Origin of the sequence: Leucobacter allii, assembly GCF_022919155.1 — a bacterium.
Lineage (GTDB): Bacteria > Actinomycetota > Actinomycetes > Actinomycetales > Microbacteriaceae > Leucobacter > Leucobacter allii.
Genome location: NZ_CP095045.1, coordinates 72,416 through 93,173, shown reverse-complemented (window position 1 = coordinate 93,173; position 20,758 = coordinate 72,416). Strand labels below are relative to the sequence as shown.

Sequence of the window (20,758 nt, the reverse complement as noted above, 5' to 3'; positions counted from 1 at the left end):
GCCGGCGGGCTCGCCGTCCTGCTGTTCGGAACGGCGATGGTCGCCAGCGGGGCGGGCATCGTTCCCGCCCAGGCCGAGCCCGGCTCCTACCTGCAGCTGATCAAGCAGGTGGACGGGCAGGAGGCGCATCGCGGGCTCGCTCCCGGCGAGAGCGTCACGTATCGGATCGAGTTCAGCGCCGAGAACTACGACGCCGACGGCCCGGTGACGCTCACCGACGTGCTCCCCGCCGCCTTCTCCGGCTGGGAGATCAGCGAGATCGCCGCGGCCCTGCCCGGCTATCCCGGCACGGTCTCCGTGGATCTCCCCGGCGTCTCCCCCGCCACCGGCGGCGTCATCGGCAGCTCGGAGGCCGACCGCACGGTGACGGTCGACGTCGCCGCTCCGATCGACGGTGGTGCCACCGGCCTGCCCACCGGCCCCCAGGGGTGGCTGGAGTACACCGTCACGGTCCCCGCGACGCTGAGCCCGGACTGGGACTCCAACGGCCTGGACCTCGTGAACTCGGCCAGGATCACGGCGATCGCCGCCCCGGGCGAGACCATCTCGGCCCAGGACTCCGCGACCGTCTCCGTCGACGTCGAGCGCGTCATCGATGTGACGCCGACGAAGTCCTGGACGCCCGCGGGTCAGGGCTACGAGCCCGGCGCCCCCTCCACCATCGTGATCGGCGGCACGCAGGCATCCAACGTCGATGCCGCGGAGCTCGTGCTGCAGGATCCGCCGGTCGCCGACGACGGCGCCGGCGAGCTGGATGCGTCGAACCCCTTCCGCTACGTCGACTTCGCCGGGTTCACCGCCGACCCCGCCGATCCGGCGAACTGGCCCGCGGGCGCCACCGCCGCCACCGTCGAGGTCTACGTCCTCTCCGGCGGCAGCTGGAGCTGGGTGGGCTACTCCGGCGGCATCGCCGACGCCGACATCGCCGGCGTGCGCATCGGCTACACGGGCGCGATCGTGCCCGGCGCGGAGGCCTCCGCGTCCTTCACCGTCTCCCAGCGCGAGGACGATCGACTCGGTCTCCTCGACATCTCGAAGGGCTACGAGGCGGAGAACGTCGTCGCGGCGTCCGTCTCGGTCACCGGCGAGGATCCCGTCACCCGGACCGCTGACGCTCCCTTCGCAGTCACCCCGCTCGCGATCGCGGTCGAGGCGGGCAAGACCTTCGTCGACGCCTCCGGCACCGAGGTCGAGCCGCTGCGCACCACTGCGGGCAACACCGTCGGCGCGATCCTCACCGCGCAGAACCGGCTGGCGCCCCAGAGCGCCGCACTGGACTCCCTGACGATCAGCGAGCCCGGCGAGGGGGCGGACGCCGCCTACTTCTCGAACGAGCTCCGCTTCGCCGGCTTCGACGCCGCGTACACGACGCAGGTGTGGCCCGCGGGCGCCACCGGCGGCACCCTCACGTGGCAGCACGACGGCGGCCCGACCGTCGTCGTCCTGACCCCGGGTGAGGCGCTCCCGGCCGTGCCGACACCGCTCACGAACCGCGACATCACCGGGTTCGAGCTGAGCTTCACCGGAAGCATCGCTCCCGGGGCGACCAGCCAGGTCAAGTACGCGATCGACACGGACGAGGGCCTCGCCTCCGACGGCGCCGAAGCCGGCCCCTTCCGCAACGCCATCGACGTCACCGGCACCCGCCCCGGCGTGGACGAGCCCGCCGAGGACTCCGCGGACGCCACCCTCACCGTCGTCTCCCCGAAGATCGAGGTGGAGATCGAGAAGCGGATCAGCCCGAGCGTCGTCCTCCCCGGCGACGACGTGATCGTTCAGCTGCCGACCACGGCGACCGCCTCAGGCGACAAGACGAAGCCGACCGAGATCGTGGTCGAGGACACCCTCACGGGCGACGGCACCTTCTGGGACGCGTACGATGCGACGGCGATCCTCGCCCCGATCGACGTCCCCGCCGGCAGCACGCTCACCATTCAGCGCTACGACGCCGCGCTGGGCGACTGGGTCGACGTCGACACCCTGACCGCGAGCTCGATGACGGACATCGCGCTCCCGAGCCCCGAGACCACGACCGGCATCCGCTTCGTCTACCGGAACACCGACGGCTTCGGCGCGACCACCACGGTGAAGCCGAACCTGGCCTTCACCGCGCGCGAGACCCTCCGCAGCAGCGGCGAGCCCACCGCGCCGGGCGCGGCTCCCGACTACCCGGCGACGCCCTATGAGAACACGGCGACGGCCGAGAGCACCGGGATCCTCGACGAGCGCGAGGTGCACGGCGAGGACCTCGATACCGGCGCCGGCAGCATCCGCCCCGAGGAGTGGGTCGGTCCCGGCCCCCTGTGGGCGGCGAAGCAGTGGACGGATTCCGCGCTGATCTCGCAGTCGGGGGCCGAGAGCTCCACGATCCAGAGCTGGGCGGTGACCGAGCGCGGCTTCGACGAGATCCGCCTCACCGATCCCGCGACCCCGAACGCCACCGGCGTCGGCACCGTCTTCGAGGCGTTCGATCTCACGCGCGTCTTCCCGATCGCCTTCGACGACGACCCGCAGCTCGCCTGGGACGCGGTGACCGCAGTGCAGCTCTGGAACGGCGCAGCCTGGACCGACGCCGCCGCTCCCGCGGGCGGCTGGATGAACGGCGCCGGCTTCGTCGGCTACACGCTCAGCGCAGCGGAGCGCGGCAGCACGCTCGGCGTGCGCCTCGTGCTCGCGCCGAACGACGACGCCCGCGCGGCCGCGATCGCCGACGGCGACCTCGGCGTGCCCGCCGTCGGCTCCGGGATCGCCGCCTCGGCGTCGACCCGCGGCTACGAGCTCGGCTGGAAGCTGCGCGACTCCGCGCGCACCGCCGCCGGGGACGACGCGAAGTGGGTCGTCTCGACGAGCGCCTTCAACTGCCTCGTGGCGCCGGCCGCCGAGGCGGACGCCGGGTGCATCGACAACGTCTTCGAGATCGCGGGAGATCAGGCGGGGACGACGCATCGCGACACCGACGGCGACACGATCACCGTGCTCGACGGCGTCGCGGGCGTCTCGCTCGCGAAGACCGTCGGCGGCCTCGCCGACGGTCGCTCCGTCGCACTCGTCGCCCCCAAGCCCGGCGACCTCGATCCCGCCGACTACCCGACCACCTGGTACACGCTGACCGCGCGGAACGCCTCCGGCGCCGGCATCGACCCGGTGGACGCCGTCGGCGTGATGAAACTCGGAAAGGTCCGCGTGACCGACGTGGCCACCTCGACGCTCGGCACGAGCGGCATGTCGGAGAGCCCGTTCTCCGGCCGCGACTTCGACGCCGAGGCGGCGAGCGGCGCCGGCAACCACTTCGACGAGTTCGACCTGACCGGGATCAGCTTCGAGGGCCTGCCGTCGTACATCGACACCGCGCAGAGCACGCTCGAGCTGTGGCTGTACGCGGGCGGCACCCCGACGACCGCGGCGTTCTCGATCGACCAGATCACCGGCGCCGCCCCGGGCGGCCCGACCGCCGCCCAGCTCGCCGACGCCATCGGCGTCTCCGTCGTCTACCAGGGCACCGACCCGGAGACGAACGGCAACCGCATCGTCGCCGGCGACGCCCTCACGATGCGCCTCGACGTCCAGCTGCGCGCCTCGCATCGCGCCTCGGGCGCACCGGTGACGGGCGGCGCGGACGGCGTGTCCGTGCCCGTCGACAACTCGGCGGCCGCGCTGGGGCAGGATCTCGTGGTCGACCCCGCGGCGACGCCGCGCGATGTCGACGACGCGCAGGTCCTCCTCACCGACGCCGCAATCGACGTCGAGCTCGCCAAGCGCGTCACGGTCGACAACCGCGACGGGCAGGACGACGGCACCGTGTACGAGGCGACGCGCGATGCCCCCGTGCATGTGCTCCTCACCGCGACCCCCGGCGCATCGAAGGCGCCGCTCGACCGCCTGAGCATCGAGGACACGACCGCGGAGTTCTGGGATCTCTTCGAGCTCGTCTCGCTGCCCGCGCCCACCGCGGTGCCCACCGACAGCGACGCCTACCGCTACGACTACTTCGTCGCGGGCGCCTGGGTCGCTCAGGCGGACTTCGCGGGAGAGCTCGCGGACGTTCGCGGTGTGCGGATCACCTTCGATCGCGCCGACGGCGCGCTCTTCCCGCTCGGCGCCACCTCGTGGACGTCCGACTGGGGCGAGGGTCGGCTCCCGATCGACGTCCGTCTGCGCGCCGGGGCCGAGATCGACTGGGCCGGCGGGCTGAGCGTCGAGAACGTCGCGGCGACGACGGCGACCGGCAGCGGCGGCGCGACCGCGGACGACGGCGCCGACGCCTCGCTCGGCTTCTCGGAGGGTTCGCACGAGCTCACCGTGCAGAAGCGCGCGCCGCTGGATACCTCGACGCACACCGTCGAGGCGATGTCGAGCGCCCCCTGGCAGCTCGTTGTCGCGAACAGCGGCACCGGCTACCTGCCGCTCGGGACCGTCACCGACGTCCTGCCCGCGGAGCTCGAGTGGGACGGCGAGCAGCCGGCCTTCTCGCGGACGGGCGGCGACGGCGCGTCGATCGATCCCGCCGAGATCACCGTGGCCGCGAGCGAGGACGGGCGTCATCTCGTCTTCACCTGGCCGGCGGGGACGCGGATGGATCCCGGCGAGGAGCTCACCATCGACCTCGGGCTCGTGCTGCAGCCGGGCCTCACCGCGGCCGACCGCGCCTGGAACACCGTCGTGGCTGAGACGGGCGTCGAGCTCGACGCCTGCACGCAGCCGACGAACAACGGGCAGGATCCCTCCCGCGTCGACGGCCTCGCGAGCACGCAGTGCGGCAATGCGAACTACGTGCAGCCGCGCAGCGGCACGCTCATCGGCGCGCAGAAGTTCGTGAACGGCGAGCCCGCCGGCACGCTCGGCGAAGACCTCGTCTCCGGTGCGGTGAACGTCGTCACCGGCGCCGAGGGCTGCACCACCCCCGGTGCGCCGGCCGACTACACCCGCACCCCCTGCGCCGACGTCACCGCCGTCGGCGCGACCGATGCGTGGCTGCTGCGCCACGTCAACGCCGGCACGACCGATCTCGCGCGCATGACGATCGTCGACATGCTCCCGGCGCCGGGCGACAAGCTGCTCGCGGGCAACGCGAGCCGCAACAGCACGTTCCGTCCCGTGCTCGCCGATCTCGCGTCGCTCGAGGTCACCGGGCTTCCGGCCGGCGCGACGTACGCGGTGGAGATCACCACCGACCCGACCGCCTGCATCGGCACCGCTCCGATCTCCGGCTGGATCGCGGATCCGGAGTGCAGCGACGCCGCGACGAACGCCGCCAACGGGAGCTGGGTCGCCGCCGATGCCTACGCGGGCGCGGCCGAGGACATCGCCGGGTTCCGCATCGCGGTCACCATGGGCGACGCGCCGCTCCGACCGGGCGCCTGGCTCGACGTGGCCTACGAGACGGTGAATCGCGTCGCCGAGCAGGCCGAGGGCGGGCTGCAGCCCACGCTCGCGCAGTTCGCCGAGCCGCAGTTCGCCTGGAACCAGAACGGCGTCGTCGCGTGGGACACCGCGGGCAGCCGCGTGAATCTGCCGAAGGCCCCGCAACCCGCGGGCGTGACGCTGCAGACCGGCTCGCTCGAGGTCGCCAAGACCGTCGTGGACGGCGGCGTGACGCAGATCCCCGAATCGTTCGACGTCTCCCTGGTCTGCACCGTGCCGAGCGGCCTGGCCGATCCGGCGCGCGTGGCGCTCGACCTCGGCGAGTCCGCGACGCTGACGCTCCCCGCGGACGGCACCCCGGTGACCGTGGACGGACTGCCGATCGGCACCGACTGCACCCTCTCCGAGACCGGCGAGGTCGGGGCTCACGGCGAGGTCGGCCGCTCGTTCCAGGTCTCCGACGGAGTCACCCCCTCGGTGGACGGAACGACCGCCGAGATTGCCATCCGTGCGCCGCGCAGCGGCGACACGGCGACGGTCGCGGCGCTCACCAACACCTACGCGCTCGGCGAGCTCGTGGTGGAGAAGAGCGTGCGCAGCGACAACGCGCACGACCTCTCGGAGGAGCAGCTGTCCGCCGAGTACGCCTTCCTGCTGGAGTGCGCGGTCGGCGGGAGCGACGAGCCGGTCGTCCGCGAGTTCACGCTGACGGCGGGGGCGCAGCAGCGCTTCGCGGATCTCCCGCAGGGCGCCGTGTGCGAGGTCACGGAGACCGACGCCGGGGAGGCGACGAGCACCTCCGTCACGGTATCGACCGGCGCCGCCGGCGAGACCGTCGAAGGCACCGCGAGCGGTGAGCTCGCACTCGGCGAGACCGGCGCGCTCGTGCTCGTCTCCAACGCGCTGAGCGGCGTGCCGCCGGTGCTCCCGCCCGGAGACGGGGGCGACGGCGGCAACGGCAACGGGGGCGACGGAAACGATCCGGGCGGCCTCGGGGTCACCGGCGGGCAGGTGGCCGGTCTCATCGCCGCCGCCGTCCTCCTCATCGCGCTCGCGGGCGGCGCATTCGCCCTGAACCGCCGCCGCGCGCGCCGGGACGCGTAAGAACGGATCGTGCCGCGGCGACGGCCGGGAACGCAGCCGCGTTCCCGGCCGTCGCGCGTATCCCCTCGAGCCTCGCCGACGCGCCGCATCCCGCGAACGTCCTCCCGACGCGACGCGACGCGCGGCGCCGTGCGCTCGCGGCCCTAGCAAACATCGTGCCCTCCGAGCAACGGCCTGGCCCCGCGCGGGCGCGGCTGCCATCATCGCTGCATGCAGGCGGAGTTCGGCGCGAGGGCGCGCATCGACGGAGCGGGGCGGAGGCGAAGACCCGGACGGGTGTCCGCCCTCGCGGGCGTCGCCCTGCTCGCCGCCGCGCTGACGGGGTGCGGCCTCACGATCCCCGCCGACCCGGACGGCAGCCTGGAGCGGGCGCGCGGCGGGGAACTTCGCATCGGCATCGCGGCGGAGCCGGGGATGAGCACGGACGCGCACCCGCCGGAGGGTCCGCTGCCCGAACTCGGCGCGGATTTCGCCGAGAGCATCGACGCGGCCCCGGTCTGGGAGCTCGGCGGCGAGGAGACGCTCGTCGGCATGCTCGAATCCGGCGACATCGACCTCGCGCTCGGGCACTTCACACCGGAGACGCCCTGGACGGAGCGGGCGGCGATCTCGCGGCCGTTCGCCGGAAGCGCCGGTGGCGTGGACGGCGCGGACGCGGAGCTCGTCGCGCTCATGCCGCTCGGGGAGAACGCCCTGCTGTCGGCATTCGAAGGCTATATCGACGGGCGGGGGCTGGCGCGATGAGCCTCGCCGACGGCGTCGAGGCCGACGACCATCTCCCGGGGGAGCAGCGGACCGCGCTCCGCCGGGCCGTGCGCTGGCAGATCTTCACCATCTGCTACACCGCGGTGACGATCACGTCCGTCGCATTCGTGCTCGGCAGCTCCCAGGCCATGAAGACGGCCTGGATCGAGGACATGCTCTCCCTGCTGCCCCAGCTCGCCTTCCTCGTCGCCCTGGTCTTCATCCGCCGCAAGCCCACCCCGAAGCATCCCTACGGTCAGCACCGGGCCATGAGCGTCGGGCACCTCGTGGGCGGTGTCGCCCTGCTCGCGGTCGGCGCCTCCCTCGCCGTCGAGTCGGCGCTGGGGCTCATCCGCGCCGAACACCCCTCGATCGGCACGGTGAACCTCTTCGGGCACACGATCTGGCTCGGATGGCTGATGGTCTCGGTGATGGCCGTCGTGGTCGTCGGCCCGGTCTTCCTGTACGGCCCGGCGAAGGCGAAGCTCGCGCCCGTGCTGCACAACAAGCTGCTGTACGCCGACGCCGACATGGCGAAGGCCGATTGGCAGACGAACGCCGCCTCGATCGTGGGCGTGCTCGGCGTCGGGATCGGCTGGTGGTGGCTCGACGGCGCGGCCGCCGTCTTCATCTCCCTCGGCATCATCTGGGACGGTGTGCGCAACACCAAGGCTGCGGTCGCGGACCTCATGGACCAGCGTGCGCGCACCTTCGACGACACGAGGCGCCACCCGCTGGCGGACGTCATCCACGCGTACCTCGCGGAGCTCGACTGGGTGGCGGAATCGGGGATCCGCATGCGCGACGAGGGTCAGGTCTTCCACGTAGAGGTCTTCGTCGTTCCGACGGACGGCCGGATCACCGTGGACCGCGCCGAAGCGCTCGCGGGAGCAGTGCAGGGGCTGGACTGGAAGATCCAGGACGTCGTGATCGCGCCGTGCGCGACGCTGCCGGAGCATCTCGACCGTCCCGGCGCCGAAGCGGCCGACGCGAAGCGGCACTAACAGAGCGCGCGGTGCGCTTCAACCCCGGTTCGCGATGCGGCGCGAGCGCGTAGCGTCGCAGGAGACGCACGGAGGTGGCAGCATGACGAATCACACGGATGCACACAGCCAGGGACGCGGAGACGGCGACGGACACGGCGACGGCACAGGGAAGCACGATCCGGACAGCGCGCAGCCGACCGCGACCGCCCCGGATTCGGTGAGCGGGTCCGTACCGCAGGCGGCAAAGGACGCCGGCCAGCTCGGCTCGGACGCCGCGGACCCGCCGCGCGCCGCGCGGAAGGCCGAGCAGGCGGAAGACGGTCCGTCGACGCCCGACGCTGGCGAGGATCCCGAACTGGATGCGAACGAGGGCGCCGACGCCTTCGAGACGCGCGACGAGGCGGAGCAGAGCGCCCGGAGCGCGAGCACCGACCGCCGGGACGAGGATCAGATCACGATCGACCCGCCCGACTGAGCGCGGGAGCGACGGAGAGGAGCGCATGATGACCGGAGCCGCACGAGATGGAACGGCAGGCGCCCCGGACGCGCGCAGCCCGCTGCAGGAGGCGCTCGCGCGTCCCGGCGCATGGACCACCGTGTACGCGGACGGCACGGGCGACACGCCGGCGGGGTCGGAGGCGACGAAGCGGGAGTCCCTCATGGACGGCCTCGCGCAGGCCGGCGCTCCCGAAGCCGACCGGGAGGCGGTCGCGACGGCGCTGCGGGCGGGATCCGGGGTGGCGAGCCCCTCGGCGCGGTATCTGCTCGTGAGCGGGGGCGGCATCGCCGTCGATGAGCACTTCGCCGGGCCCCGGCGAGGGCAGGCCGTGCTCACGCACGCCGCCCTGCCGTTCGTGATCCCACTGCTGCGCCACCGCACGTACGCACCGCGGTACCTCGTCGTGGAGACCTCCCGCGACGGGGCGGAGCTCCGGCTGGAACGCGCCGCCGGGACCGAGTCGGAGCAGACCGCCCGCATCGAGGGGAGCACCGATGCCCTGCCGAAGGTGCAGGCCGGCGGCCGGTCGCATGCCCGCTGGCAGCGCCACTCCGAAGAGGTGTGGAAGCACAACCAGGCCGAGGTCGCCGCGTCGCTCGAGCGCCTCGTGCGAGATACGCGACCCGCCTTCGTGGTGCTCGCGGGCGATCTGCGCGCGCGGCAGCTGCTCCGCGAGCGGCTGCCCGCCGACTGCACGGACCTGCTCATCGAGGTCGACGCGCACACCCGCGCGGACGGGGCCGATCCCCGCGCCGTCGACCGGGCCGTCTCCGAGGCCCTCGACCTCGGCCTGCAGCGCGAGATCGACGAGGTATCGGCCGCTGCGGACGCCGGCGGGGGCGAGCGCCGGGCCCGAGGCGTCGCGACGGTCGTCGAGGCGCTGCAGCAGGCGCGGGTCGCGGAGCTGCTGCTCGACGCCCGAACGCTCGAGGCCGATCCGCGGGAGGCCGCGGAGACGCTCGGCGCGCTCGATGCCGAGCCGTGGATCCGCGACGGAGCTCCCGCGCTCGGCGCCGGCCGCGAAGTCGCACGGCTGCCCGTGGCCGAGGCCCTCGCGCGCGCGGCGATCCTCACGGGAGCCCGCGTGCGGATCCTCGAGCCGGCGCTCGCGCCGGAGGAGCCGATGCCCGACGGCGGCTCCCCGCCCACGGCGCTGCTGCGCTGGTGAATCGCGGGGACGCGCCCTCGGGAGCCGCCGGGCGTCTCGGTGCGCCGGTCGGGCCTCAGTAGTGCGCCGGCGGATCGCTCGCCGGGAAGGACTCCTCGCCCCACTCGTTCGCCAGCTCATCGGCGTGCTCGTGGCCGACGGCTGCCGATCCCGGGCGCTCGGCGACATCGTCCGGCGCCTCATCGGGAAGCTTCGGATCGTTCTCGTCCGGGCCGTTCTCGCCCGGCTCCGCCTCCTCGCCTGCGCGATCGGGCTCGTGCCGGGGGTCGCCGGTCCCCGCGCTCATGACAGGAGCTCCTGGAGCGCGCTGCGGAGCTCCTCGCTCGTGTGCGTCTCCTGGTCGAGGTTCTGCTGGAGGAGATCGGCCGCCTCGCCCGCCCCGAGCGCGCGCGCCTCGAGGATGAGCCCTTCGTATGCCGAGATCTCGAAGTGCTCGTTGCCGAGGGCGCTCATGAGCGCGACGCGATCCCGGAGCTTCGCGTCGACCTTCTCGAGCAGCGAGGACGCCTGGTTCTTGATCCCCGTCGTCGCCGGGGAGGGCGCGGTGCTCGGATCGACCTCGAGCAGCGCGAAGACCTGCTCGAGCGTGTCGATCTGCTCCCGGGTCTCCGTGGCGTGGTGCGTGAACAGCTTCGTGATCTTGGCGTCCTTCGCCGCCGAGCGGAGCTCGTCGAGCGCCTCGAGCGAGTGGTGCTCCATCGTGAGCGCGCTGCGGACCTGGTAGTGGAACAGCTCTGCAGGGGTCTCGAGTTTCTGCTGGGACATGCGGCCTCCTCCGGTGTCGGGTGCTGGATCGTCCCAGCATGGCGGCTCGTCGCACGCCTGCGAAGGGGGTTGCCTTCCAGTACGGCGGGCGTGTAGCGGCCTCCGCGGTGGAGCCCGAGCGGACGGTGCGGTACGCGCCGCGTCAGAGCGTCGGGTCGAGGTACCCCTCGCTCCACGCGATCCGCCCGAGGTCGAGCTGGGTCCGCGCGGGCACCCCGGCCTCGCGGTACTTCCGCTTCACCCGGTCGAGGTACTGCTTCGCCGTCTCGCGGCCGATGTTCATGGCGGAGGCGACCTGCTCGATCGTGAGCCCCGAGGCATAGAGCACGAGCGCCCGTTCCTCCTGCACGCTGAGCTTCGGCCGCTCGGGGTCGCCGGCGATGACGGCCGCCAGCTCCGTCGTCATCCACTCCTCGCCGCGCAGCACCGCGCGGATCGCCGCGAGGATGTCGGTCTCGGCGTCGCGTTTGCCGACCACGCCGGAGACCCCGGCGCGCACGATGCCGCGCACGAGCGGCGGCGACGCCAGCGCGGAGAGTACCACGATCTTGAGCCCCGCGCGCAGCAGCGCCTCCACCACCGCGACATCGACGCTCGGCCGCCGGTCGACCATGAGATCGAGCACGAGCAGATGCGGCCGGCGCTCGCGCGGCGCCTCCCGCACCCACGCGACGAAATCGGGTGCCGACTCGCCGCTGAAAACGATCTCGAAGCCCGGCTCGCGGCGCAGCAGGTCCTCAGTCCGCGCCCGCTGCAGCAGGTGATCCTCGACGACCGCGACGCGGCAGACGGGGGACGGAACGGCTTCGCTCATGGGGTACCTCGCGGGGTTCGGGATCCGATGACCTCTCCTCGCCAGTGTAGGTGAGTTCGAGCAGCGCGACCGACCCGAGCCGCTCGAAGCGCGAGGAGCCCCGCCCGGCGGCGAGCGCGGCCGGCGCCTCGAGCGACGCTCCCGAGACCGTCAGCTGCATCCCCGATCCCACGGGGAAGAGCGAGACGTGCAGCGCCTCGCCGGGCGGCGTCCCCCGGATCGCCGAGAGCAGCACCCCGGAGACGTCCTCCGCCGTCGCCGCGTCCGGGGCGTCGGGCCCTCCGGCCCGCAGCACGAGCGGCACCCCGCGATCGCGCGCCTCGCGCAGCGCGGCCATGAGCCCGCGCCCGAGCCGCACGAACTCCGGGCTGATCTGCACGAGCTGGCGCAGGTACTGCTCCTCCTCGGCGCACGCGGCGCGCGTGGCCGCCGCGGCGACCCCCCGGCTTCCCTCGGCGATCCCGCGGAGCAGTTCGATCGCCGAGTCGAGACCCGCGTCCAGCCAGCGGAGATAGCTCGTTCGCGCCGCCGCCGCCGCGTCCACGGCGATCCGCGCGTCGAGCGCTCGCGCGCGGTCCCGGAAACCGCGCTCCGCCCGCGCCACGAGCAGCGTCTGAAACCTCCCCCAGACCGCCGAGAAGCCGACCCCGACGATGCCGGCGATGACCACGATCTGCGCCGCGGTCGCGTTCGGCGCGACGAATGCGGCGAGCGCGAGCACGAGCAGCGCCCAGGCCGTCATCGCGGCGACGGCGACCTTCCGCCCCGGCCTGAGCGCCAGCAGCATGACGAGGGGGCCCGTCGGGGCGAGGGCCTGCCAGTACACGGCGCCGAGGCCGCCGAAGCCCGTGGCCGCCGCCGAGAGGACGAAGACGGTGAGCGTGCAGAGGGCGAGCACGCTCGCCAGCAGCGCCCGCCCGGCCGTCGAACCGAGGAGGCGCGATCCCGGCCGCCCGCGCGTGCCGCCCCACGCCGCGGCCCAGGCGGCCAGCATGAGGACGATCATCGGCAGCAGGGCGTTGCCGACGTTCGCGCTCCCCGTCGCCGTGAGCAGCACGCTCACCACGGTGACGCCCATCCCCCAGAGGAGACCGGCACGCCGGAGCAGCCGGGCGCTGACCTCGTGCACCTCGGCGTCCGTGCGCGCCATCTCGGGCGCGGGGTCCCGCACCGGAGCGAAGGGCGCGGTGATCTCGACGCGCGTCCCCCGGCCCGGTGCGCTGTCGACCTCCGCGACGAGGCCGTGATCGCGGGCGCGGGCGCGGATGGACGTCGCGATGCCCCGGTCCCCCGGCGACGGCCCGGCGAACCCGCGTCCGCGATCCTCGACCCGGATCACGAGCTCCGCCCCGCCCACGGTCGCGTCGATGGCGACGAGCTCCGCGCCCGAGTGCTTCGCCGCGTTGGTGAGGGCCTCCCTGACGCAGCCGACGATGCCCGCGGTCGCCTCCTCGCTCAGTCGCGCCGCGGCCCTGTCGAGTTCCGCGTCCTCCGCGCCGCCGCGGACGATGGGGAGGCCGGGCAGCGCGAAGATGTCGCGCAGCGCGAGCGTCCGCGGGGCGGAGCGGTCGTCCCGCATGGTCTCCAGCAGCACGACGTCCCTGGCGCACTGGTCGCGCACCTGCCCGCCCTCCACGATGCCCGCCGTGCCGTTCGCGACGGCGCCGAGGGTGTTGATGGCCGTGTCGTGCAGGGTCCGGGTCTCCTCGGCGATGCGGGTGCCGAGGAGCGCACTCACGCGCAGCCGGAGCTCGGCGGCGTCCGCCGCGCCGGCCGCGGCGTCGGCCTCCGCGGAGACCCGCATCAGCCGAGGCAGCCCGAGTCGCATCACCACGACGATCGACACCTGCGTCACGGCGATCGAGAACGGCATCTGCGGGCCCCACTCCGGGAGGACGGTCAGGATCGCGAGCGCCGTGAGCAGGGCCTGCCCGACGACGGCGACGATCACGGCGCGGCGGGCGATGAGCAGGAGCGCGATGCAGGATGCGAAATTGATCTGCCAGCACGCCGCGAACGACAGCGCCGAGTCGATGTCGCGACTCACGAGGTAGCCGCAGGTGCCGAGCGCCGCGGCGAGACCGGGGACGAGGTACGCGGGCATCGGCCGTCGCAGCGCGACGATCGCGAGCACGGCCACGACGCCCTGCGCCACCGCGAGCCCCCACCCGGCGCCCCCGACGGAGGCGAGGGTCACCAGCACCATGACGAGCTGCCACGCGGCCGCCGCGACGAACGCGACCTGCCGGATCGCGGCGGTGACCGACCCGCTCGCCCAGGCCGTGCCGGGCTGCGCCTCGCGCGGAGGCGGGGGTGCGACGGGATCTCGGCTCATGGTCGTTCAGGAGGCGGTCCGGCCGATCCCGAGCGGAACGGCGGAGCGTGCGGCCTGCCTGAGAGACTACACCCACGTCGCGCGCGCGTGACGGGCGGGATCCTTCGCTTCGGGGCCATCGGGGATGGGGGAGAGAGGGCCCCGAAGCGCGGATCCGGCGTTTCGCGCAGCTCGCCGAGCGAGGGTGCTGCCGGACTCCGTGCGCCCGGGCCTCGGATCGCTCCGGGGTCGCGGGTCGCAACGGTGGCTCCAGCGTAGGTCCAGCTGTGCCCCCACGACGAGACAGGGCGCGAAGTGACCCCCGCTCCGGGGTCAAACGGCGCGACACGCCGCGCACGTCGCGGCGACGGAATCCCCGTGATCCGCACCGCTGTGGTATGACCGACGCAGGGGGGTTTGAGAGGAGACGAACATGAGCGAACCGCAGCTTCCGCAGGCCGTGCAGCGCCTGGTGGACGCGATCAACGCCGCGGACACCGAGGCGTTCGTCGCGGCGTTCGCGAACGACGGCTACGTGGACGATTGGGGGCGCGTCCTCAGCGGCCCCGCGGGCGTGCGCAGCTGGGCCGAGACCGACGCGATCGGGGCAGGCGCGCGCATGACCGTGCTGGAGGCCAGCACCAGCGACGACGTCACCGAGCTCCGCTTCGGCTGGAGCAGCCGGGTCTTCAACGGCGAGTCCACGGCCTTCGCGACGGTGCGCGACGACCGCGTCACGGCATTCCGCATCCCACCCCACGCATGACCGGCGCCCTCGCCTCGCGCCTCGGCCTCGTCCGGATGACCGGACGCGATCCGGGGCAGCATCATCGCGCCGCGAGCCCGCTCGAGCTGTTCTTCGACCTGGTGTTCGTCGTCGCCGTGTCGCAGGCCGCGCAGAACCTGCACCACGGCATCTCCGAGGGGCACGCCGGCCCGGCGGTGCTCGCCTATGTCATGGTCTTCTTCGCCATCTGGTGGGCGTGGATGAACTTCACCTGGTTCGCCTCGGCCTTCGACACCGACGACTGGCTGTACCGGCTCTCGACCATCGTGCAGATGGGCGGCGTGCTCGTGCTCGCCGCCGGGGTGCACGATGCGATGAGCGCCGGGGAGTGGGACACGGTGACGTGGGGCTACGTCATCATGCGCCTCGCGATGGTCGGGCAGTGGCTGCGCCTCGCGGCCTCCGACCCCGAGCAACGGAGGACCGCGATCCGCTATGCGATCGGGATCGCCGCCGTGCAGCTGCTCTGGGTCGCGCGGATCCTGTTCTCCGCCGACGTGCAGTTCTGGACCTTCTGGCCGTGCCTCGTCCTCGAGGTCCTCGTGCCGATCTGGGCCGAGCGCGCGCGCAGCACCCCGTGGCATCCGCACCACATCGCCGAGCGCTACAGCCTGTTCGTGCTGATCCTGCTCGGCGAGAGTCTGCTGGCCTCCGCGAACGCGATCATCGACGCCCTGAACTCCGGCGAGCACCTCCCCGGGCTCATCGGGCTCGCGGTCGCCGGCATCGCGCTCGCCGCGGGCATCTGGTGGATGTACTTCTCCGGCGAGTACGGGGATCGGCTGCGCACCATGCGGCAGGCCTTCGGCTTCGGCTACGCCCACTTCATCCTGTTCGCCGCCGTCGGCGCGGTGTCCGCCGGCATCGAGGTCGAGCTCGACCTGCTGGCGGGGGCGTCGGAGCACCTCACGGCCGCGACCGCCTCGTTCGCGCTGACGGTGCCCGTGGCCGCGTTCATGCTCGTCGTGTGGGCGCTGCTCCTCCGGCGCCACATCGGCGCCGCGAGCTCGGCGTGCTTCCTCGTGCTGACGGCGGCGGTACTGCTCTCCGCGCTGTTCCCGCAGGGCACGGTGCTCGGTGCGACGGCGGCCGCGGTGCTCGCCGTCGTCGTCGTGGAGCTGGGGCGCATCCGCGCACGCTGACGCTCACCGAGTCGCGCCGGCTCGTCTCGGCACGCGCCGGCTCACCCCGACTCGGATCGGATCGCGGGTCCCCGCACCGAGCGGATGCCCCGGCGCTCAGGCCGCGCGGACGTCCCACCGGGAGCCGTCGCGGCGCAGCGCGAGCGTGCGCGTCTCCCCGTCGCCGTCACGGCGCACCGTGCAACGCCACTCGGTCTGACGCGATCGCGGATGCGCGGCGAGCGGATGCCGCTCCTCCTCGGGCGCTTCGATGATCGCGCGCGGCGTGCCGACGACGCGCCAGCGCGCCCGTTCGTAGACGAGCCTCGCCGGACGATCCTGCTCCATCCACACGAACGTGCTCTCACCGGTCACCCGCGCCTCCACTCTCGAATATATCTTCGAGTATACGGGCGACCGCCGACATCGCGCGACGCGCCCCGGTCGCCCGCTGCGGATCCCGGAAACGACGCTGGCCCCGCCCTCCGGATCTCTCCGGGAGGACGGGGCCTGCGGGTGCTGCTCGATTGGCGGAGACGGGGGGATTTGAACCCCCGGTCCGGTTTTAGCCGGACCCTTCATTAGCAGTGAAGTCCATTCGGCCGCTCTGGCACGTCTCCCTACGCGAACAACGTCACCCATTCTACCGGGAGGACGGGCCTCTCGGGAAATCGGCGCCCACCGGGCCGGTCGGACGCTCAGAGAACGGTGCGACCCGCCGAGCAGGTCACCGTGTCCGCGGGCTGGCCCGTGACGTTCTCGGGAAGCACGACCTTGCCGTTCTCATCCGTCGTGGTCGTCGCGCCCTCGGCCGCGCCCGGGTCGCCCGCCGCGGGATCCGTCGCCGCAGGATCCTCTGCGGCGGGGTCCGTCGTCTCCACGGGCGCCTCGGCGCTGCCGTCGGTCGGGGCCTCGCCCGCCTCCACGGCCACGCCCTCGCCCGTCGCGGCGACGGTGAACGCGGCGCCGCTCTGCAGCACCTGGAAGAGCGCCTCTGCGCTCGCGTAGTCGGGCGTCAGCCGCCCCTCCTCGTAGGGGTGCGAGAAGGAGGGGTACTGCACGAAGTTGATGCGGCTGAGGTCGATGTCCTTCACCGTGCCCGCGACCTGCTGCATGAACTGCACATTGGCCATGTTGCTCGAGAGCGTCATGTTCTCCACCGCGGCCTTCGCGAGGCCGTAGACCTTCACCGGGTCGGAGAGCGTGTCGGCGCTCTGCAGCTTGCGCACGAGGGAGGACATGAAGACCTGCTGGTTGCTGATGCGGCTCGTGTCGCCGCCGTCGCCCACGCCGTGCCGGGTGCGCAGGAACTGCAGGGCGTCGTTGCCGACGAGCGTGTTCTCCCCCGCGGGCAGATTGAGCTCGGTGGCCTCGTCGACGATCGGCTGCGTCAGGCAGACGTCCACGCCGCCGATCGCGTTCGAGACGCCGATGACCCCGTCGAAGGTGATGAGGCCCGCGTACGGGATGTCCATGCCGGTGAGCGACTCGATCGTGCGGACCGTGCAGGGGAGCCCGCCGTAGGAGAGCGTCGAGTTGAGCTGCTGCTCGCTCATCGCCGGGTAGTACTCGTCCTCGCCGTCCGGGCCAGGGCAGCTCGGGATCGGGATCATCAGGTCTCGCGGGAAGCTGACGACGGTGGCGCTCTGGTGATCGGCCGAGACGTGCAGCATGAGCGTCACGTCGTTGAGCTCGCCCTCCTCGCCGTCGTCGTAGCTCTGCCCCACGCGCGAGTCGGAGCCGACGAGCAGGATGGTGAGCGGACCGTCGATCGACTGCGAACCCGCGGCGACGGTGTCCGCGCTGTCGCCGAGATCCACCGTGTCGACATCCTGCGTGAGCCCCCACACCGCGTAGGCGACGGTCGCGACGCCGCTCAGCGCCACGACGACCGCGGTGGTGGCGAGCACGCGCAGCGCGTTCGCCCACGAGCTCGACCGGCGCAGCTTTCCGTGGCGCACGAACGTCGAGCGTTCGGCCTCTCCGACGGTCTTCGTGCCCATGCAGCTTCCCCGGGTCGTGCGGGCAGCGCGATTCGCTCCCGGCTTTCAGCGTTCAATGTACCCGACACGACTGGATGACGGCTGGAGGGCGGCGGACACCCGCAGCGGGGGACCGGTCGAAGACCGATCCCCCGCCGCGCCGCGTCGCCGCGGTCCGGGCCGCGGGACAGCGCCCCGCGGTGCGCGGTTCACCGCCGGCGCAGGCGCCGCCCGGTGAGGAGCGCCGCCGCACCGAGGAGCGCGAGCGCCCCGGCCGCGAAGACCGTCGGGGCGGCGTCGCCCGCGCCGGTGACCGCGAGTCGCGGTTCCGGCGCGACGACCGTCTCCGTCCGGGTCACGACCGGTGCGAGCGGGGTCGTCACCGCGGTGGGCGGGACCACGGCCGGCGGCTCCTGCGGAGGCTCCTCGGGCGGAACGTCGCAGCGCGCGACCGTCACGCTCGCGGTGGCCGCCGTCGCATCGCCGGCGAGGAGGGTGATCGCGTACGCGCCGAGCCCGCTGAGCGGCAGCGCGTAGCTGCCGTTCCCGGTCACCGGCACGGTGGCGTCCGGACCGGAGCCGCCGGAGATCGCGAGGACGTACGCCACGGCGTCGACCTGCATCTCGGCCGCGTCCGGGGCGAAGCCGTCGACCGCGACCTCGACGCTCTCGGGGAGCTCGGCATCGGCCGCGATGCAGGGCAGCGGAGCGACCGAGATCCCGGGATCGTCCGGATCCGGCGGGACCTCGCAGCGCTCGAGCAGGAACCCGGTCGCACCGTGCACCGTCTCACCCGAGACGATCACCACCGTGTAGCTCCCCAGACCGTTCGTGGGCACGGCGTACACCCCGTTGCCGACCACCGGAACGGAGGCGGACCAGCCCGTGCCGTCATCGACGCGCAGGGTGTACTCCCCGAACCCCTCGATCCCGCTCACCGTCACCGCCACGGACGTCGGCACCGGGGCGTCGGCGGCGAGGCAGTCCATCGGGGCGACCGTGAGCACGAGGCTTCTCGGCTCGGGCGGAGTGACGGGGTTGCAGCCGTTCGCGAAGATCGCCTGCCCCTCGGCGTCCCAGTTCTGCCCGGGGACGTTCACCGTGGTGCCGTGATCGTTGTAGCTGAACGGCGGGATGATGTCGCGGCCGCCCTGGTGACCGAGGTGACCGCTGGCGCTGCCGTTGGCGTTCACCGTGATCTGCACGAACGGGTTCTTCTCCGACGCCGTGGCGTGGCAGAGCGTCACCTTGTTGTGCGGATTGTCGCTGCCGCCGCGCGCTGCGGCCGGATCCTCGGCGACCGCGGCCCCCGCGGGATCCGGTTCGGTCGCCCCGGCGACCGGGTCGGCCGCGGTCTCCGCCGCCTCGGCCGGTTCCGGATCGGCGGGTGGCGTCCCGGGGTCCGGCGCGACCGCCGGCTCCGGCTCGACGACGGGCGCGGGCTCGACGACCGGCTCCGGCTCGACGACGGGTGCGGGCTCCACGACCGGCACCGGCGCGGGCTCCACGACCGGCGCCGGCGCGGGCGCCGGCTCGACGACGGGCTCGGGCGCAACCGCGGGCGCGGGCTCAGGGACCGGCGCGGGCTCCGCCACCGGCACCGGGTCGGACGGTGCTTCAGCCGCCGGCTGGGCCAGCGGTTCCACCGCCGCCGGTTCGACGGCGACGGGAGCGTCCGCCGATGCCGCGCTCGCGGCCCAGGCCCCCGGTCCGAGCACGAGTACGACGGCCCCCGCCATCGCGATCATCAGGCGCCTCCCGCGCCGTCCTGAAGCGGATCCTCCGCTTCGGTTTCGAGTATCCATCATCCGCCCCATCCCCAGGTGCGCGCGTTGCACGGGGGGACGTTCTCCTCGGGCCGCACGTCTTCGGCCAACCTGTTCGCAGGCTAAGCGGGGAGCCCCCGGGGCGGATCCGGGAGGATTACGTATTTCCGGGGTCGATCAGCGTCGCGCGGTGCCGCGTCGCCCAGCCGCGCAGTTCGTCGCGGTTGGAGACCCCGAGCTTCGCGAAGGCGTGCCCGAGGTGCGTCTCGACCGTGCGCGCCGAGATGTGCAGGCGCTCCGCGATGAGGCGACTCGAGTGCCCCACCGCGGCGAGCAGCACGATCTCCCGCTCCCGGGCCGTGAGCTCCGGGGCCGGAGGCAGCGGCAGCCAGATGCCGAAGTCGGCGAGGCGGCTGGCCTCCGGATCGCTCGCGGCGGTTCTCGGGCCGGCTCTCGTGCCGATGCGCTCGAGATGTCCGAGCAGCGCCGCCCCGAGCGCGGGGTCGACGCGCCCGGCGAGCTCGGTCGCGCGCCGGAGCTCCTCCGTCGAGCATGCGCCGACCGCGTAGGCGTGCGTGTGGCGCGCCTGCAGCTCGATGAGCGCCAGCTCCTCGTCGCTCGCCCAGGCCGCGATCCGCTCCGCCTCGGCGACGACGCCCGGGTCGCGCAGCCACTGCCGCGCGCGCAGCAGCAGCATGCGCCGGTGCCCGTCGAGGGCTCGCGCGAGACCCGGGGGACGTGTCCGGCGGCGTGGATGGCCCGCCTGGCCGGTTCCGCCTCGCCGAGCACCGCGAGCGCGAGACCGAGAGCCGCCTGCACGAGCGGCGTCAGGCCGTAGCCGTCGTGCTCCGCGAGGCGGTGCGTGAGGCGCTCCGCGCTCATCGCCGCGTCGCCCCAGCGCCCCTCCTGGATCCCCAGGAGGACGGCGCCCGTCTCGACGAGGCCGGAGTAGTGCGCTTCGGCGTGCGCGTCGGCGGAGGCTTCGGCGACGAGCGCCTCGTAGACGCGTCTCGCGGTCTCCGCGCTGCCGCTTACCCAGTAGCCGAGCAGCCAGCAGAATCCCTGGACGTCGACGAGGTCGCTGCGCAGATGCGGGCCGAGGCGGCTCAGGGCGCGGGCGTGCTCAGCGCTCGAGATCGCCTCCTCGATGGCACCCCGCTGCTCGAGGATGAGCGCCGCCATCGCCCGACCGGGCGAGCGCGCCCACTCCGTGTGCAGATCGGGGGAGGTGTCGAGCGGCGGGCAGGCCGCAGCCGCCTCACGGAGCCTGCCGGAGTAGGCGAGGACGTGCACCCTCGTGCTCCGGATCATCTCGGCGACGGGCGTCGCCGCCGCGTCCCCGTGCTC

The 20,758-nt window shown here is 73.3% G+C and carries 15 protein-coding genes and 1 tRNA gene; 7 read left to right on the top strand and 9 right to left on the bottom strand.

From position 1 onward, the window contains the following. Window positions 1-36: 36 nt before the first annotated feature. From MUN78_RS00370 to MUN78_RS00350, 5 genes are all read left to right on the top strand, one after another. Window positions 37-6,465 (top strand): DUF5979 domain-containing protein, encoded by a 6,429-nt coding sequence (locus MUN78_RS00370; protein WP_244728044.1) that lies wholly within the window; start codon window positions 37-39, stop codon window positions 6,463-6,465. A gap of 210 nt (window positions 6,466-6,675) precedes the next feature. Continuing rightward, complete coding sequence (locus MUN78_RS00365; RefSeq protein ID WP_244728042.1) at window positions 6,676-7,209, top strand: hypothetical protein; 534 nt, start codon at window positions 6,676-6,678, stop codon at window positions 7,207-7,209. After that, window positions 7,206-8,213 (top strand): cation efflux transmembrane domain-containing protein, encoded by a 1,008-nt coding sequence (locus tag MUN78_RS00360; protein ID WP_244728040.1) that lies wholly within the window; start codon window positions 7,206-7,208, stop codon window positions 8,211-8,213. Before MUN78_RS00365 ends, MUN78_RS00360 begins: the two co-directional genes overlap by 4 nt. A gap of 82 nt (window positions 8,214-8,295) precedes the next feature. Then, window positions 8,296-8,670: a hypothetical protein gene (locus MUN78_RS00355; RefSeq protein ID WP_244728038.1), complete on the top strand. Its 375-nt coding sequence runs from the start codon at window positions 8,296-8,298 to the stop codon at window positions 8,668-8,670. Window positions 8,671-8,695: 25 nt separating this feature from the next. Next, window positions 8,696-9,862, top strand: a complete 1,167-nt coding sequence (locus MUN78_RS00350; RefSeq protein ID WP_244728036.1) for a baeRF2 domain-containing protein — start codon at window positions 8,696-8,698, stop codon at window positions 9,860-9,862. A 55-nt stretch (window positions 9,863-9,917) separates the two neighbouring features. Here MUN78_RS00350 and MUN78_RS00345 read toward each other — a convergent pair whose 3' ends face one another. From MUN78_RS00345 to MUN78_RS00330, 4 genes are all read right to left on the bottom strand, one after another. Beyond that, on the bottom strand, window positions 9,918-10,148 hold the full coding sequence (locus tag MUN78_RS00345) for a hypothetical protein (protein ID WP_244728035.1): 231 nt from the start codon (window positions 10,146-10,148) through the stop codon (window positions 9,918-9,920). Beyond that, a complete protein-coding gene (locus MUN78_RS00340) occupies window positions 10,145-10,627 on the bottom strand; it encodes a YciE/YciF ferroxidase family protein (RefSeq protein ID WP_244728033.1) in 483 nt (160 codons plus the stop codon). Before MUN78_RS00340 ends, MUN78_RS00345 begins: the two co-directional genes overlap by 4 nt. Before the next feature lie 142 nt (window positions 10,628-10,769). Further along, window positions 10,770-11,441 carry a response regulator transcription factor gene (locus MUN78_RS00335; protein WP_244728031.1) on the bottom strand — a complete coding sequence of 224 codons (672 nt, stop codon included), beginning with the start codon at window positions 11,439-11,441 and terminating at the stop codon, window positions 10,770-10,772. Beyond that, a complete protein-coding gene (locus MUN78_RS00330) occupies window positions 11,365-13,776 on the bottom strand; it encodes a sensor histidine kinase (RefSeq protein WP_244728029.1) in 2,412 nt (803 codons plus the stop codon). Before MUN78_RS00330 ends, MUN78_RS00335 begins: the two co-directional genes overlap by 77 nt. A gap of 412 nt (window positions 13,777-14,188) precedes the next feature. Between MUN78_RS00330 and MUN78_RS00325 the strand changes: the two genes are divergently transcribed. Together MUN78_RS00325 and MUN78_RS00320 are read left to right on the top strand one after the other, a co-directional pair. Beyond that, on the top strand, window positions 14,189-14,521 hold the full coding sequence (locus MUN78_RS00325) for a nuclear transport factor 2-like protein (protein WP_244728027.1): 333 nt from the start codon (window positions 14,189-14,191) through the stop codon (window positions 14,519-14,521). Further along, entirely contained in the window at window positions 14,518-15,684 is a 1,167-nt protein-coding gene (locus MUN78_RS00320) for a low temperature requirement protein A (protein ID WP_244728025.1), read from the top strand. Before MUN78_RS00325 ends, MUN78_RS00320 begins: the two co-directional genes overlap by 4 nt. A gap of 96 nt (window positions 15,685-15,780) precedes the next feature. On the opposite strand, the gene MUN78_RS00315 is transcribed toward MUN78_RS00320, so the two are convergent. The 5 genes from MUN78_RS00315 to MUN78_RS16775 all read right to left on the bottom strand — a co-directional run bounded on the left by MUN78_RS00315 (window position 15,781) and on the right by MUN78_RS16775 (window position 20,108). Next, window positions 15,781-16,038 (bottom strand): hypothetical protein, encoded by a 258-nt coding sequence (locus tag MUN78_RS00315; protein ID WP_244692363.1) that lies wholly within the window; start codon window positions 16,036-16,038, stop codon window positions 15,781-15,783. A 153-nt stretch (window positions 16,039-16,191) separates the two neighbouring features. Next, window positions 16,192-16,283 (bottom strand) — tRNA-Ser (locus tag MUN78_RS00310). Window positions 16,284-16,361: 78 nt separating this feature from the next. Continuing rightward, window positions 16,362-17,666, bottom strand: a complete 1,305-nt coding sequence (locus MUN78_RS00305) for an LCP family protein (RefSeq protein WP_244692362.1) — start codon at window positions 17,664-17,666, stop codon at window positions 16,362-16,364. Between the two features lie 188 nt (window positions 17,667-17,854). Further along, complete coding sequence (locus MUN78_RS00300; RefSeq protein ID WP_244728023.1) at window positions 17,855-19,393, bottom strand: hypothetical protein; 1,539 nt, start codon at window positions 19,391-19,393, stop codon at window positions 17,855-17,857. 175 nt (window positions 19,394-19,568) lie between these two features. Beyond that, window positions 19,569-20,108 (bottom strand): helix-turn-helix transcriptional regulator, encoded by a 540-nt coding sequence (locus tag MUN78_RS16775; protein ID WP_429952313.1) that lies wholly within the window; start codon window positions 20,106-20,108, stop codon window positions 19,569-19,571. Window positions 20,109-20,758: the final 650 nt, after the last annotated feature.